The sequence below is a fragment of the Janthinobacterium sp. 13 genome (assembly GCF_002749695.1).
Taxonomy (GTDB): domain Bacteria; phylum Pseudomonadota; class Gammaproteobacteria; order Burkholderiales; family Burkholderiaceae_D; genus Janthinobacterium; species Janthinobacterium kumbetense.
On the sequence record NZ_PEEQ01000001.1, the window covers coordinates 3947329 to 3961223 of the forward strand.

General features: G+C 64.1%; 12 protein-coding genes. 11 read left to right on the plus strand and 1 reads right to left on the minus strand.

From position 1 onward, the window contains the following. Window positions 1–42: 42 nt before the first annotated feature. The 6 genes from CLU94_RS17285 to CLU94_RS17310 all read left to right on the plus strand — a co-directional run bounded on the left by CLU94_RS17285 (window position 43) and on the right by CLU94_RS17310 (window position 6771). Window positions 43–324: a hypothetical protein gene (locus tag CLU94_RS17285; protein WP_099666509.1), complete on the plus strand. Its 282-nt coding sequence runs from the start codon at window positions 43–45 to the stop codon at window positions 322–324. Continuing rightward, window positions 321–2024, plus strand: coding sequence for a PepSY-associated TM helix domain-containing protein (locus CLU94_RS17290; RefSeq protein ID WP_099666510.1), 1704 nt, complete (start codon window positions 321–323; stop codon window positions 2022–2024). Before CLU94_RS17285 ends, CLU94_RS17290 begins: the two co-directional genes overlap by 4 nt. Beyond that, entirely contained in the window at window positions 2021–2362 is a 342-nt protein-coding gene (locus CLU94_RS17295; protein ID WP_099666511.1) for a DUF3325 domain-containing protein, read from the plus strand. The genes CLU94_RS17290 and CLU94_RS17295 overlap by 4 nt, the downstream gene beginning before the upstream one ends. A gap of 103 nt (window positions 2363–2465) precedes the next feature. After that, complete coding sequence (locus CLU94_RS17300; RefSeq protein WP_099666512.1) at window positions 2466–3653, plus strand: efflux RND transporter periplasmic adaptor subunit; 1188 nt, start codon at window positions 2466–2468, stop codon at window positions 3651–3653. A 5-nt stretch (window positions 3654–3658) separates the two neighbouring features. Next, a complete protein-coding gene (locus tag CLU94_RS17305) occupies window positions 3659–5653 on the plus strand; it encodes a MacB family efflux pump subunit (protein ID WP_099666513.1) in 1995 nt (664 codons plus the stop codon). 179 nt (window positions 5654–5832) lie between these two features. After that, window positions 5833–6771, plus strand: coding sequence for an ABC transporter substrate-binding protein (locus CLU94_RS17310; protein ID WP_257219075.1), 939 nt, complete (start codon window positions 5833–5835; stop codon window positions 6769–6771). Window positions 6772–6833: 62 nt separating this feature from the next. On the opposite strand, the gene CLU94_RS17315 is transcribed toward CLU94_RS17310, so the two are convergent. Continuing rightward, complete coding sequence (locus tag CLU94_RS17315; RefSeq protein WP_099666515.1) at window positions 6834–7373, minus strand: hypothetical protein; 540 nt, start codon at window positions 7371–7373, stop codon at window positions 6834–6836. A 326-nt stretch (window positions 7374–7699) separates the two neighbouring features. Here CLU94_RS17315 and CLU94_RS17325 point away from each other — a divergent pair, with 326 nt between their 5' ends. From CLU94_RS17325 to CLU94_RS17345, 5 genes are all read left to right on the plus strand, one after another. Continuing rightward, on the plus strand, window positions 7700–8503 hold the full coding sequence (locus CLU94_RS17325; RefSeq protein WP_077408508.1) for a cytochrome C assembly family protein: 804 nt from the start codon (window positions 7700–7702) through the stop codon (window positions 8501–8503). Next, a complete protein-coding gene (locus CLU94_RS17330; RefSeq protein ID WP_077408507.1) occupies window positions 8500–8760 on the plus strand; it encodes a PP0621 family protein in 261 nt (86 codons plus the stop codon). Before CLU94_RS17325 ends, CLU94_RS17330 begins: the two co-directional genes overlap by 4 nt. A gap of 120 nt (window positions 8761–8880) precedes the next feature. After that, window positions 8881–9960: a sigma 54-interacting transcriptional regulator gene (locus CLU94_RS17335; protein ID WP_099668367.1), complete on the plus strand. Its 1080-nt coding sequence runs from the start codon at window positions 8881–8883 to the stop codon at window positions 9958–9960. Continuing rightward, window positions 9938–10549 carry a 1,6-anhydro-N-acetylmuramyl-L-alanine amidase AmpD gene (gene ampD / locus CLU94_RS17340; protein ID WP_099666517.1) on the plus strand — a complete coding sequence of 204 codons (612 nt, stop codon included), beginning with the start codon at window positions 9938–9940 and terminating at the stop codon, window positions 10547–10549. Before CLU94_RS17335 ends, ampD begins: the two co-directional genes overlap by 23 nt. 391 nt (window positions 10550–10940) lie before the next feature. Continuing rightward, window positions 10941–13892 (plus strand): ribonucleoside-diphosphate reductase subunit alpha, encoded by a 2952-nt coding sequence (locus CLU94_RS17345; RefSeq protein ID WP_099666518.1) that lies wholly within the window; start codon window positions 10941–10943, stop codon window positions 13890–13892. Window positions 13893–13895 lie beyond the last annotated feature (3 nt).

A 13895-nucleotide genomic window follows, 5' to 3' on the forward strand; every position in this document is an offset into this window, starting at 1 on the left:
GGTCTGCCGCCCGGCACAACAGCCATACCCAGGAGTGCCGCGATGATGAAATCGGCCAACATGATGTTGTTCTCGCGCGTGCTCGCCGCCATCTTTGGCGGCTATGCGCTCACGTCCGGCGTGGCCGTGTTGCTGTCGGCCGTGCTGCCGCTGTCGCGCGCCGAAGCCGTGCTGACGGCGACCCTGAGCGCCTTCGTCGTCTACACTTGCGCCGTGATCTGGGTCTTTGCCGTGCAAGACCTGCGCCGCGCCTGGCTCGGCATGCTGCTGCCGGCCATCGTCTGCGGCGGCATCGGCATGCTGCTGTCGCGAGGTGCGGCATGAACGCCGTCAAGGCAGGCAAAGTGGTGAAGACGCCGCAGCAGGGCGGCTTGCGCCAGGCCATGGCATGGCTGCACACGTGGAGCGGCCTGTGGATTTCCTGGCTGCTGTTCGCCATCTTCCTGACCGGTTCCCTGGCCGTCTTCGACGACCCGATCGGCCACTGGATGACGCCCGAGCACGCTTTGGCCGAGGCGGCGCACGCGAACGATCCGCCGCTGCCGAAGGTCACGGACCGAGCGCACCGCCTGGAGCTGGCGCTCGACTTCATGGGGAAGGAACACCCGAAGGCGGACATGTGGGAAATCTGGCCGGTGCAGCGCCCCGGCCACGGCCTGTCCGCCTACTGGTTCCAGCCCAGCGGCGGATATGGCTCGGCGGACCTCGATCCGTTGACGGGCGCCGTCATCGAGCCTGCGCGCGAGGCAACGGAACGGGAAACCATCGGCGGCCACCATTTCGTCGATTTCCACTACGAACTGCACGCGGGCCGCATCGGCGTGTGGATCGTTGCCATCACCACCATGATCATGCTGGTGGCGCTGGTGAGCGGCGTCATCACGCACAAGCGCATTTTCAAGGATTTCTTCACCTTCCGCCCGGCCAAGGGCCAGCGCTCGTGGCTCGATGCGCACAACGCGGTGGCCGTGCTGACGTTGCCATTCCAGTTCATGATCGCCTACACGGGCCTGGCATTCTTCAGCGACGACTATGTGCCGGCCCCCGTGGCGGCGCAATACGGCATGGACAATCCCAAGAAAGCCTTCCTGGCCGACTGGAACGATGCGGGCAAGCCTGCGCGGTCGGGCCAGCCACTGGCCATTCCCGCGCTGGAATCGTTCGCGCTGCGCGCCGAACAGGCCATCGGCCAGGAAATCCGCGCCGTGGTGCTGGACAATCCGAACGATGCCTCCATGCGCGTGTGCATGTACGGCTGGAATGAGGACACGGAACTGCTCACGCGCCTCAGCGCCAATTCGGGCAGGGCCTGTTATGCGCTGGCCACGGGCGAACAGGTCGCCGTGCGCCTGCCGGGCAAGTCGGACACGGGCGGCGCCGGCCTGACGCGCTCCGTCATGTCGAACCTGCACATGGTCGGCTTCGGCGGCACGCCCATGCGCTGGCTGTACTTCTTCTGCGGCCTGGCCGGCACGGCCATGATGGGCACGGGTGCCATCCTGTTCATGGTCAAGCGCAGCCAGAAGTCCGGCGGCGAGTTCGGCGTCTACACGCAGCGCGTGTACCGCGTCATCGCATGCCTGAACGTGGCGGCCATCGCCGGCCTGGCGATCGCCTGCGTGGGCTTCCTGTGGGCCAACCGCTTGATTCCCGTCGGCCTCGAGCAGCGTGCCGGCTGGGAAGTGCGCGCCTTCTTTGGCGTCTGGTTCCTGATGCTGGTGCACGCCTGCCTGCGCGCGGAAAAGCGCGCGTGGATCGAGCAATTGGGCTTGCTGGCGGCCCTGTGCCTGCTGCTGCCCGTATTGAATGTGCTGAGCACGGGCGACAACCTGGTGGCGCAGATCGCGCGCGGCGACTGGGAAAGCGCGGGCGTGGAACTGGGCAGCATGGCCTTCGGCCTGCTGGCCGCCTGGGGCGCGTGGAAAGTCCACAAGCGCAAGGAAAAGCCAGTGAAAAAGGCTGCCGCCAGGGAAAGCGCTGCACCCTCGGCCAGCCTGCAAGTCAATACGGAGGGACAGTCATGATCAATACCATCCTGTGCGCGCTGGGCCTGTCGTATGCGGGCATGGCCAGCCTGTCCCTGGCGATGGACCGCCACCATGGCCAGGTCTGGGGCCGGGACGCGGCGCCGAACGTGCGGCGCGCGCTGCAACTGGCCGGCGCAGTGTTGCTGGCGCTGGCCATCTGGCCTTGCGTGGCCGGCTGGAGCGCTACCGTCGGCGTGGTCGCCTGGCTTGGATTCATCGGGGTGGGCGCGCTGCTGGTGGCCCTGCTGCTGCCGTATGCCCCCCGCTTGCTGTTTCGTAGTTCCCTGCTGGCAGCCGTCGCCGCGCTGGCAGGTCTTGTGACGTTCCTGCGGTGATGTTCACCGCCATTTTCAAGGATAGACCGATGTACTTTTCACGCCTGGCGACACCGTTTGACGTTCGTAATTTCGTTTTGACTGCATCCAAGGCGGCAGCCTGATGGCGGCCCGCCTGCCTTCCCGCCGTACCCGCATCTTGGGCGGCGTGGTCTTGCTGGCGCTGTTCGGCGCCGGCGCACTGTGGGCCACGCGCGGCCCGGCAACCGTGTTCGACACGGCCCCCGTCAAGCGCGGCAATATCGAAGCCAGCGTCACGGCCATCGGCACCCTGCAGCCGCAAACCTATGTCGACGTGGGCGCGCAGGTGTCGGGCCAGATCACGCGCCTGCACGTGCAGCCCGGCAGCGCCGTGGAAAAAGGCCAGTTGCTGGCCGAGATCGACCCCAGCGTACAGCAAGCCACGGTCGATGCGGGCCGCGCCGCCCTGGCGGGCTTGCGCGCGCAGCTGGCCGACCAGCAGGCGCAGCACCGCCTGGCGGGCCAGCAGCACGTGCGCCAGAAGCAGATGGCCAAGTTCGACTCGACGCCGCTGGCCGACCTGGAAACGGCAGAAGCCACGCTGGCCTCGGCCGGCGCCAAGATCGACCACCTGAAGGCGCAGATCGACCAGACCCAGGCCAGCCTGAAGGCGGACGAGGCGCGCCTCGGCTATACGCGCATCTACGCGCCCATGGCCGGCAAGGTGGTGGGCCTGGACGCGAAGGAAGGGCAAACCCTGAACGCCACGTACCAGACACCGAACATCCTGCGCATCGCCGACCTGTCGGCCATGACCGTGTGGACGGAAGTGTCGGAAGCGGACGTGCGCCGCGTGCGCCCGGACATGCCCGTGTATTTCACCACCCTGGGCGGCGACCAGCGGCGCTGGAGCGGCAAGGTGCGGCAAGTGCTGCCGGCCCCGCCCGTACCCGGTGGTTCCGCCGCCGGCACGGCCCTGGCGCCGTCGACCAGCAAGGTGATCTTGTATACAGTGCTGTTCGACGTGGATAACGCGGACGGCGAGCTGATGCCGCAGATGACGGCGCAAGTGGTGTTTGTCACGGCCGCGGCGAACAATGTGCTGGCCGTGCCCTTGCCGGCCCTGAAACCATCGAAGGAAGAGGGAGCCAAGCCGGGGCAGTTTACGGCCCGCGTGATGGATGCGGACGGCAAGGTCGATACGCGCACCGTCACCGTGGGCGTGCGCAACCGCCTCAGCGCGGAAGTGCTGCAAGGCTTGCGCGAAGGCGAATTGCTGGTCACGGGCGAGCAGCCGGCCGGCAGCGGCAGCAGCAGGTTCCAGCTGTGAGCGCCATGAGCGAGGCCAGGTCGCTGGGGCAGCCAGGGGAACCTGGCCAGCCGGTTCCCCTGATTGAACTGCAGGGTATCCGCAAGCGCTACGGCGGCCATGACGGCGCGCCGGCCGTGGAAGTGCTGCGCGGCCTGACCTTGTCGATCGGCGCCGGCGAATTCGTCGCCATCGTCGGCGCGTCCGGTTCCGGCAAGTCGACCCTGATGCATTTGCTGGGCTGTCTTGACCGGCCCAGCGACGGCACCTACCGCTTCGCCGGGCAGGACGTGGCCAGCCTGAATCCCGATGAACTGGCGTGGCTGCGGCGCGAAGCGTTCGGCTTCGTCTTCCAGGGCTATCACTTGATTGCCACCGAATCGGCGCGCGAAAACGTGGAAGTGCCGGCCCTGTACGCGGGCATGCCGGCAGCCGCCCGCCACGCCCGCTCGGAAGCGCTGCTAAAGCGCCTCGGCCTCGGCGAGCGGCTCGATCACCGGCCAAACCAGTTGTCGGGCGGGCAACAGCAGCGCGTGTCGATCGCCCGCGCCCTGATGAATGGCGGGCGCATCATCCTCGCGGATGAACCGACGGGGGCGCTCGACAGCAGCAGCGGCGCCGAAGTCATGGCCTTGCTGGGCGAACTGGCCGACGCGGGCCACACCATCATTCTGATTACGCATGACCGCAAGGTGGCGGCCCAGGCGCGCCGGGTGATCGAGATCAGCGATGGCGAAATCGTCGCAGACTCGGGCACCGTCGCCATCCCTGCCACGTCGAGGGCCCTGCCGCCGCTGGACATGTCGCGCGCCGCCCACGATACGGGCGCTTCGCTGGGCACGGAATTGCTCGACGCGGCGCGCGCCGCCTGGCGCGTGCTGTGGATCAACCGCTTCCGCACGGGCCTGACCCTGCTCGGCATCGTCATCGGCGTCGCCTCCGTGATCGTCATGCTGGCCATCGGCCTGGGCACGCGCCAGCAGGTGATGGCGCAGCTGGGCGCGTTCGGCTCGAATCTGCTGTACATGGCGTCGCGCGGCGAAAGCTCGCGCATCCCCGGGCGCAGCATCACCCTGGCCGACCTCGATGCGCTCAAGGACGTGCCGGGCATCACCCACGTGCTGCCGAATGTCACGGGCAACAAGGTGATCCGCCATGGCAACCTCGATGTGCAGACCTATGTGCGCGGCACGGGGCCGGCCCTGCCGCAGATCCAGACCTGGCCGGTCGCCAAGGGCGGCTTCTTTACCGAGGAGGACGAGCGCGAGATGGCCACCGTGGCCGTGCTGGGGGCGCATCTGGCGGAAAAGCTGATGCCCGACGTGGCCAATCCCGTGGGGCAGAGCATCCTGATCGGCAATGTGCCGTTCCAGGTGATCGGCGTGATGAGCGCGAAGGGCGCGCTGACGGGCGAGAAGGATGAAGACGACGTGCTGCTGCTGCCGTTTTCCACGGCCGGCATCCGCGTTTTCGGCCAGCGCGAGCCGACGTACACCGTCATGGCGGTGGCTGATGTCAAGCGCGTGACGGAGGTCGAGGCGGCGGTCGACGCCACCATGTTCGAGCGCCACCGCATCCGCGACTACGGCATCAGCAACGCGGCCGCGTCGATTGCCGCCGAAGCGAAGACGCAGGACAACATGACCGTGATGCTCAGCCTGATCGCCGCAGTCTCCCTGGTGGTGGGCGGCATCGGCGTCATGAACGTGATGCTGATGACGGTGCGCGAGCGCACGCGCGAAATCGGCATCCGCATGGCGACGGGCGCGCGCCGGCGCGACATCCTGCGCCAGTTCCTTACCGAAGCCGTGCTGGTGTCGGTGGTGGGCGGCGTGGCCGGCATCGTGGTTGGCGTGACGGTGGCGGCCCTGCTGTTGGTCTGGGACGTGCCGGTGATCTTTTCGCTGAGCGCCGTCGGCGGCGCCTTTGCCTGCGCCGTGGTGACGGGGCTGGTGTTTGGCTTCATGCCGGCGCGCAAGGCGTCGGGGCTCGATCCGGTGGTGGCGCTGGCGGGGCAGTAGTGACAATGCCGGCAGCGTGGCTGCCGGCAAAAAAAATGTTGCCCTGGCTCCAACACACGGTACTATCTCCTCATAATAAAAGCGCCGTGTTTTATGCCCTTGCGGGCACACACCAACCACCACAGGAGAACCCGATGCAGAAAAAATCAACTTTGAAGACCGGTATTGTCGCCGCCCTCATGCTGGCCTTCGGCATGGGCGCTGTCCAGGCGCAGGAAGTCGTGCGCCTGGGCAATTTGAAGTTCGCCCATTACGGCGCCGTGTCGTACATCAAGGAAATCGCGCCCAAGTGCGGCATCAAGGTCGAAGAGCATGTCTTCGCCAAGGGCCTCGACGTGATGCAGGCGATTATCGCGGGCGAGCTGGACGTGGGGGCGACGGCCTCCGAGGCGGCCATTTCCGGCCGTGCCGGCGGCGCACCCATCTATGTGGTGGCAGGCTTTGCGAAGGGCGGCGCGCGCCTGGTGGCGGGCGCCGGGCAAAAGATCGCCAGCGTCAAGGAACTCAAGGGCAAGCGCGTGGGCGTGACGCGCGGCGGCATCCAGGAAGTGCTGCTGCTGGCCGAGCTGTCGCAGGCGGGCCTGACGTATTCCGAAACCAAGGGCAAGGATGTGCAACTGGTGTTCCTGGCTTACGCCGACTTGAACCAGGCGCTGATGGGCAAGAATATCGAGGCCATGATGCAGTCGGAACCGCAATCGTCGCAGGCGATCAACAAGGGTTTCGGCACCGAAGTCATCAAGCCGTACGACACGCCGATCGGCGAACCCGTGCGCACCATGGTGATGACGGAAAAGTTTTACAAGGAACGCCGTCCCGTGGCGGAAAAATTCATGCGCTGCTTCGTCGAAGCCACCAAGGCCTTTATCGACAACAAGGCGACGGCGGAAAAGTATGTGCGCGAAGTGGTGTTCCGCGGCCAGATCACGAAGGATGACTTCGACGACGCGATCAGCAATTCGCCGTATTCGTATGACATCTCGCCCGAACACATCCAGATCACGACGGACGTGATGGTGAAAACGGGCGTGGGCCGCATGACGAAGCCGCCCGTGGCCAGGGACTGGGTCAAGACGGACTTGCTGGAGCAGGCGAAAAAGAGCCTGAATGTGAAGTAAATCAGGAAACCATGAAAAAACCTCCGCGCCAGTGCTGGTGCGGAGCTTGTGGCGGGTTGCCTTTAGCGGGCGTTAAAACCCATCCAGCCTTTCTCCGTCTGCCGGAAGCTCAGCGTGTAGATGCGGGTCAGCTCGTCGCCTTTCTTGAGCTGGCGACTGATGATGGCGCCGTAATTGTCTTGCACGATCTGGTCCGACCACTGCATCAGGTTCTCGAAACGTTCTGCCGTCATCGCCGCCTGGCGCGCCAGCAGCGGCGCGGGGATCGCCTTCTTTTCCTGCTGCTGCGCCCAGAATTCGCGGAAAACCTTGTTTTCACCGCCCATGCCGCGCGCCATCAGGCCCAGGCCCATGGTCATGCCCACGGAGCCATCCGTCTTCGCCTCTGTTTCGAGCCTGTCGGCCACGTCGGCCAGCAATTCCAGGTAGCCCACCTTGGCGCGCAGCACGGCCGAGCCCTTGATTTCGTACTGTTCGTTCTCTTTCCAGCCATTGAGCTTTTCCAGCTTCGCGATGTCGAAGTACTGTTTGTACAGATCATAGCTTTGGATGGACGTACGGAAGTATTCCTCGTACGTGGATTGGGAAGGTGCATCTTTCATGCAGCCGCCTAATATAGTACAGGCGGCCAGCAAGAGACAGGTCCAGGACAATTTTAGAAAAGACATGGCGGGGGGCGGTGGCGTCAGGGTGGATAAATATTGCTTTGTGGACATAATTATAGGACTGGCTAATCAGGATGGCAACGTGCCCGCGGCGCGGCGACAGTGTGCCGCAGGAAAGATTGCCGAAATCTTGAGGGTGCGCCACCCCGTCATGCCTCAGGCGCGATATCATGGCAGGCTTGCGGCATTGGATGGCGGCGTCGTGCCTGTCACCCGGGCTGTCGCCTGAATCGCGCTTGTCGGCTATGGTGTAAACTTAAACTATGCAGATCTATTTCTTTTTCATCGCCGCCCTGTTGTATGCGGTGTGCGCGGTGCTTCCCTCGTCCCGTGCCCGGCTCATTGCCGGCCTGACCGGCGTCGCCTGGCTGGCGCACGCCGCCACCCTGTGGTTCGACCTGATGGCGCCGGGCACATTGCGCTTCGGTTTTTCCGCCATGCTGTCGGCCGCGCTGTGGGTCTCGGTAGGCGCTTACTGGATAGAGAACCGCAATTTCAGTCTGGACGGCTTGCGCCGCATGGTCATGCCCAGCGCCGTCCTCGCCATTGGCCTGGCCTGGGCCTTCCCCGGCAGCCAGGTCAGCATGGAAGGCAAGTCGGCCGTCTTCGGCTGGCATATTGCCGTCGCCGTGCTCGCCTACAGCACCCTGACGATTGCCGCCTTTCACGCCGTGCTGATGGCGCTGCAGGAATCGCGTTTGCACACGCGTAGCGAAAGCCGCGGCTTCATCGGCAGCGCGCTGGACCAGTTGCCAGCCCTGCTGACGATGGAAAAGTTGCTGTTCCGCATGATCGGCCTGGGGTTTATTTTGCTCAGCCTGACCGTGCTGTCGGGCATCGTGTTTTCCGAGCAATTATTTGGCAAGGCGCTCAACTGGGATCATAAATCCGTGTTTACCATGCTGTCGTGGCTGCTGTTTGCCTCGCTGCTGGCAGGCCGCCGCTTCCGCGGCTGGCGCGGCAAGACGGCCCTGAGTTTTACCCTGGCCGGTTTCGCCACCTTGCTGCTGGCCTATGTCGGCAGCCGTTTTGTACTGGAAGTGGTTTTACACCGAGGATTCGCATGACACGTGTTTTATTCTGGCTGGCGCTGGTGTTCCTGGTGCTGTTCGCTATCCGCAGCAAGATCCGTGGCATGCAGCAGCGGGCCCGCGCGCAACAGCAGCAGCGGCCGAATCCGTTTACGCCGCCGGTGCGGCCGCAGGAATTGCCGGATGCCGAACTGATGCTGTGCTGCGCCCATTGCGGCGTGTACTACCCGGCCTCGGAAAACGTGCAGGCCAAGGGCCACGACTACTGCAGCCACGCGCACGCCACGTTGTAAGGGGCGGTCCGCAGGCGCGCGTGCGTTGCTCATCCGTATCGTAACGTCCTCCGGCATCCGTCCGGCGTAGCATCTGCAGCAGGCGGTTCGTCGCCGCCATTGCAGAAAGGCGCGCTCACCATGTCCCGTCCCAGCCCCCGTTCCATCCCGCAGACCGTCGCCGGCATGCCGCCGGCGCCGCAACTGAGCGGCAACTCGCTGCCCATGCAGGCGCTGCGCGCACAGATCGGCCGCATCGCCCGCTGCGGCGCGCCGGTGGCCATCCGCGGCGAATCGGGCACGGGCAAGGAACTGGCGGCGCGCGCCATCCACGCGCAGGGTGCGCGCGCCAGTTTCCCGTTTATCGCCGTCAACTGCGGCGCCATTCCCGAAGCGCTGATGGAAGCGGAATTCTTCGGCTGCCGCCCGGGCGCCTATACGGGCGCGCTGCACGAGCGCCAGGGCTTGTTCCAGGCGGCCCATGGCGGCAGCTTGCTGCTCGACGAAGTCGACGATCTGCCGCTGGCCATGCAGGTGAAACTGTTGCGCGTGCTGCAAGAGCACCGCGTGCGCAAGCTGGGCGGCAGTACTGACGAAGCCGTCGACGTGCGCATCCTGTGCGCCAGCCAGCATGGCCTGACGCGCGGCGTGGCCGCCGGGACGTTTCGCCAGGACCTGTTTTACCGCCTGAATGTGATCGAGCTGGCGCTGCCGCCGCTGCGCGAACGGCGTGGCGATCTGCAGGTATTATGTGAGGTGATCCTCGCGCGCCTGTCGCCGCGCCGGGTCGTGAGCCTGGCGCCGCCGGTGCTGGCGGCCCTGGCCGCATATGCGTTTCCCGGCAATGTGCGCGAACTGGAAAACGTGCTGGAACGGGCGCTGGCCTTTGCCGATGGCGGCGTGATCGCGCTCGATGGGCTGGCCTTGCCCTCCGCGGCGGGCAACGTGCCCTTGCGGGCGGCGCCGGCCATGCCGGCTGTGTCCGAGCGGCAACAGTGTCTGCCCGGCATGGCGGCGTATGGCGTGGCCAAGGTCTTGCCGCTGGACGTGTATTTGCGCCAGGCCGAGCGCGACATGATCATGCTGGCGCTGGTGCAGGCGCGCTACCACCGCGCACGGGCGGCGCGCCAGCTGGGCCTGAGCGTGCGCCAGTTGCGTTACCGTATGCAGAAATTGACGATACAGGAAGCCCTATTTGATGAGCGTATGGACGATAGATGAAGACGGCTGGTGCGACGGCGCGCTGCGCTATGACTCGCCGTACTGCGATGCGCGCCCGGACGGTGCGCAAGTCGATTTGCTGGTGATCCATAACATCAGTTTGCCGGGTGGCCGCTTTGGCGGGCCGCATGTGTCGGACTTGTTTACGGGCCGGGTAGATTATAATGCCGATCCTTCTTTCGCCGACCTGCGTGGCTTGCAGGTGTCGGCGCACTTTTTTGTGCGGCGCGATGGTGCGCTGTTGCAATATGTTTCTGCTGATCAACGTGCATGGCATGCCGGCGCGTCCATCTTCGAAGGACGCCCGCAGTGCAATGGCTATTCCATCGGTATCGAAATGGAAGGCGCGGACGATGTGCCGTTCCAGCGGCGGCAATATCATGTGCTGGCGGCGCTGACGGCGGCGCTGGTGGCGCGCTACGGACTGTCCCAGGTGCGCGGCCACGAGCATATCGCGCCGGGCAGGAAGACGGATCCGGGGCCGTTTTTTGACTGGCATTTCTATCAAGAATGCTGGCTGGAAACCCTGAGCGCACAAGCTGCGTTAGCGCTTACTTCGCGTGGATTGGGCTTCCCAGCCATGCCCTGAAAAGTCAACCGAAATCGTATATGAAAATACAAAAAATTACGCCGACGGATGCCGGAAAACTATTGCATCGCCCTTCGATGGGTACTACAATTAGTGCAGAAGTTGGATGTAAAGACTATATGTAGTGCCATCACAGACGTTTTCAGAATTATTGTCAAAGCTACCCGGATTGCTGATAAAGCACTGGAACTGGCGGTTCATCACCCTTGATCGTGTTTCGCGCCAGCCGGGCAGTGCGGTGTGGCGATATGGATACTGAGCTGTTTTATGCATTATAAATTTACTATTTAGCAACAAATACCTGAAGAAACCCTGACCATCGGGCGTTCTATTCAACAACACACGCGGCAGCAAAACTGCAGGCTGACTTTAGCTGACAACGGGAGCTTCAATGCAATCACCACAAGATATTTCCATCCATCCAACGCCAGTATCGCCAGCGCCAGGCGCGGCCAACAGCGTGGCGAGCACGGGCGCGGCATTGGGCGACTATCGCATCATCCGCCGCAACGGCGCGGTGGTGGCATTTGAGCCTTCGAAGATCGCCATCGCCATGACCAAGGCGTTTTTGGCCGTTAACGGCGGCCAGGGCGCAGCCTCGGCACGCATCCGTGAACTGGTGGAACAACTGACCGACGGCGTGGTCGCTGCGCTGGTGCGCCGCCACCCGGGCGGCGGCACCTTCCATATCGAAGACGTGCAAGATCAGGTGGAACTGTCGCTGATGCGTTCGGGCGAACACGACGTGGCGCGTGCCTACGTGCTGTACCGCGCCAAGCACATGGAAGAGCGCCGCCTGCAGAAGGAAGCGCAAGGCGCCTCCGCGCAAGTTTCCGCACCGCAATTGAACGTGACCGACAACGGCGTGCGCCGCCTGCTGGACATGCAGGAAGTGCGCGACCTGATCAACGCCGCCTGCGCCGGCCTGGAAAAGCACGTCGATGCCGACGCCATCCTGGCTGAAACGGTGAAAAACCTGTACGACGGCGTGCCCGTCGAAGAGCTGCACAAGTCGGCCATCCTGGCAGCGCGCGCGCTGATGGAAAAAGACCCGGCCTACAGCCAGGTCACGGCCCGCATCCTGCTGCACACGGTGCGCAAGGAAGTGTTCGGCAAGGAAGTGCCGCAAGCGGCCGCTGCCGCAGAATACCTGACGTATTTCCCGCAATACATCGCCAAGGGCATCGCCGCCGAGCTGCTGAACCCGGTACTTGCCAGCTTCGACCTGGAACGCCTGGCGAAAGCCATCGTGGCCGACCGCGACTTGCAATTCGGCTACATCGGCCTGCAAACCCTGTATGACCGCTACTTCCTGCACATCCAGGACGTGCGCATCGAAATGCCGCAGGCGTTCTACATGCGCGTGGCCATGGGCCTGGCGCTGAACGAGGCGGACCGCGAAGCGCGCGCCATCGAGTTCTACAGCCTGCTGTCCTCGTTCGACTTCATGAGCTCGACCCCGACCCTGTTCAACTCGGGCACCCTGCGCTCGCAGCTGTCGTCGTGCTACCTGAGCACCGTGTCGGATGACCTGGAAGGCATCTACGACGCCATCAAGGACAATGCGCTGCTGGCCAAGTTCGCCGGCGGCCTGGGTAACGACTGGACGCCAGTGCGCGCCCTGGGCGCCCACATCAAGGGCACCAACGGCAAGTCGCAAGGCGTCGTGCCGTTCCTGAAAGTGGTCAACGACACGGCCGTGGCAGTCAACCAGGGCGGCAAGCGCAAGGGCGCCGTCTGTGCCTACCTGGAAACCTGGCACATGGACATCGAGGAATTCCTCGACCTGCGCAAGAACACGGGCGACGACCGCCGCCGCACGCACGACATGAACACGGCAAACTGGATTCCCGACATGTTCATGAAGCGCGTCATGGAAAAAGGCGAATGGACCCTGTTCTCGCCGTCGGACACGCCAGATTTGCACGACAAGGTCGGCAAGGCTTTTGAACAGGCTTACGTGGGCTATGAAGCCAAGGCCGCCGCTGGCGAAATCCGCGTCTTCAAGAAGATCGCCGCGCTGGATCTGTGGCGCAAGATGCTGTCGATGCTGTTTGAAACGGGCCACCCATGGATCACGTTCAAGGACCCTTGCAACATCCGCAGCCCGCAGTCGCACGTCGGCGTCGTCCACAGCTCGAACCTGTGCACGGAAATCACCCTGAACACCAGCAGCGATGAAATCGCCGTCTGCAACCTCGGTTCCGTGAACATGCCGGCGCACATGAAGGAAGGCAAGCTCGATCACGTCAAGCTGGCCAAGACCGTCCGCACCGCCATGCGCATGCTCGACAACGTCATCGACATCAATTACTACGCCGTCGACAAGGCGCGCAATTCGAACATGCGTCACCGTCCGGTCGGCATGGGCGTGATGGGCTTCCAGGACTGCCTGCACATGATGCGCATTCCGTTCGCCTCGGACGCCGCCGTGTCGTTTGCCGACACCTCGATGGAAGCCGTCTGCTACTACGCCTACCTGGCGTCGACGGAACTGGCCGAAGAGCGCGGCCGCTATGAATCGTATGCCGGTTCGCTGTGGGACCGCGGCATCCTGCCACAGGACTCGGTCAAGCTGCTGGCTGAAGAGCGCGGCGGCTATCTGGAAGTCGATTCCTCGTCGGCCATGGACTGGACACCGGTGCGCGAACGCATCGCCAAGTTCGGCATGCGCAACTCGAACTGCGTGGCGATCGCCCCGACGGCGACGATTTCGAACATCATCGGCGTCTCGGCCTGTATCGAGCCGACGTTCCAGAACCTGTACGTGAAATCGAACCTGTCGGGCGAATTCACCGAGATCAACGGCTACCTGGTGCGCGACCTGAAGGCGCGCGACCTGTGGGATGAAGTCATGATCTCCGACCTGAAGTACTTCGACGGCTCGCTGGTGAAGATCGACCGCATCCCGCAAGACCTGCGCGATATCTACGCCACGGCCTTTGAAGTGTCGCCAAGCTGGCTGGTGGAAGCGGCTTCGCGTCGCCAGAAGTGGATCGACCAGGCCCAGTCGCTGAACATCTACATGGCTGGCGCATCGGGCAAGAAACTGGACGAGACCTACAAGCTGGCATGGCTGCGTGGCCTGAAAACCACCTACTACCTGCGTACCATCGCCGCTACCCACATGGAGAAATCGACCTCCAAGACGGGCGCCCTGAACGCCGTGGCAGTCGATGGCGGCATGTCGGCCAGCGCGCAGAGCGCCCAGGCGGCGGTCGTGGCGGCAGCAGCAATGGCCGTGGCGCCGGTAGTGGCAGCGGCAGCGGACGACGCCGATGGCGAAGCTTGCTACCTGCGTCCGGGTGACGATGGCTTTGAGGAATGCGAAGCCTGCCAGTAAAAT

Coding starts and splice junctions, on each gene's coding strand:
- CLU94_RS17290 (WP_099666510.1), top strand. CDS start 321: ATGAACGCCGTCAAGGCAGGCAAAGTGGTGAAGACGCCGCAGCAGGGC.
- CLU94_RS17330 (WP_077408507.1), top strand. CDS start 8,500: ATGACACGTGTTTTATTCTGGCTGGCGCTGGTGTTCCTGGTGCTGTTC.
- CLU94_RS17310 (WP_257219075.1), top strand. CDS start 5,833: ATGCTGGCCTTCGGCATGGGCGCTGTCCAGGCGCAGGAAGTCGTGCGC.
- CLU94_RS17305 (WP_099666513.1), top strand. CDS start 3,659: ATGAGCGAGGCCAGGTCGCTGGGGCAGCCAGGGGAACCTGGCCAGCCG.
- CLU94_RS17300 (WP_099666512.1), top strand. CDS start 2,466: ATGGCGGCCCGCCTGCCTTCCCGCCGTACCCGCATCTTGGGCGGCGTG.
- ampD (WP_099666517.1), top strand. CDS start 9,938: ATGAGCGTATGGACGATAGATGAAGACGGCTGGTGCGACGGCGCGCTG.
- CLU94_RS17285 (WP_099666509.1), top strand. CDS start 43: ATGATGAAATCGGCCAACATGATGTTGTTCTCGCGCGTGCTCGCCGCC.
- CLU94_RS17345 (WP_099666518.1), top strand. CDS start 10,941: ATGCAATCACCACAAGATATTTCCATCCATCCAACGCCAGTATCGCCA.
- CLU94_RS17325 (WP_077408508.1), top strand. CDS start 7,700: ATGCAGATCTATTTCTTTTTCATCGCCGCCCTGTTGTATGCGGTGTGC.
- CLU94_RS17295 (WP_099666511.1), top strand. CDS start 2,021: ATGATCAATACCATCCTGTGCGCGCTGGGCCTGTCGTATGCGGGCATG.
- CLU94_RS17315 (WP_099666515.1), bottom strand. CDS start 7,373: ATGAAAGATGCACCTTCCCAATCCACGTACGAGGAATACTTCCGTACG.
- CLU94_RS17335 (WP_099668367.1), top strand. CDS start 8,881: ATGTCCCGTCCCAGCCCCCGTTCCATCCCGCAGACCGTCGCCGGCATG.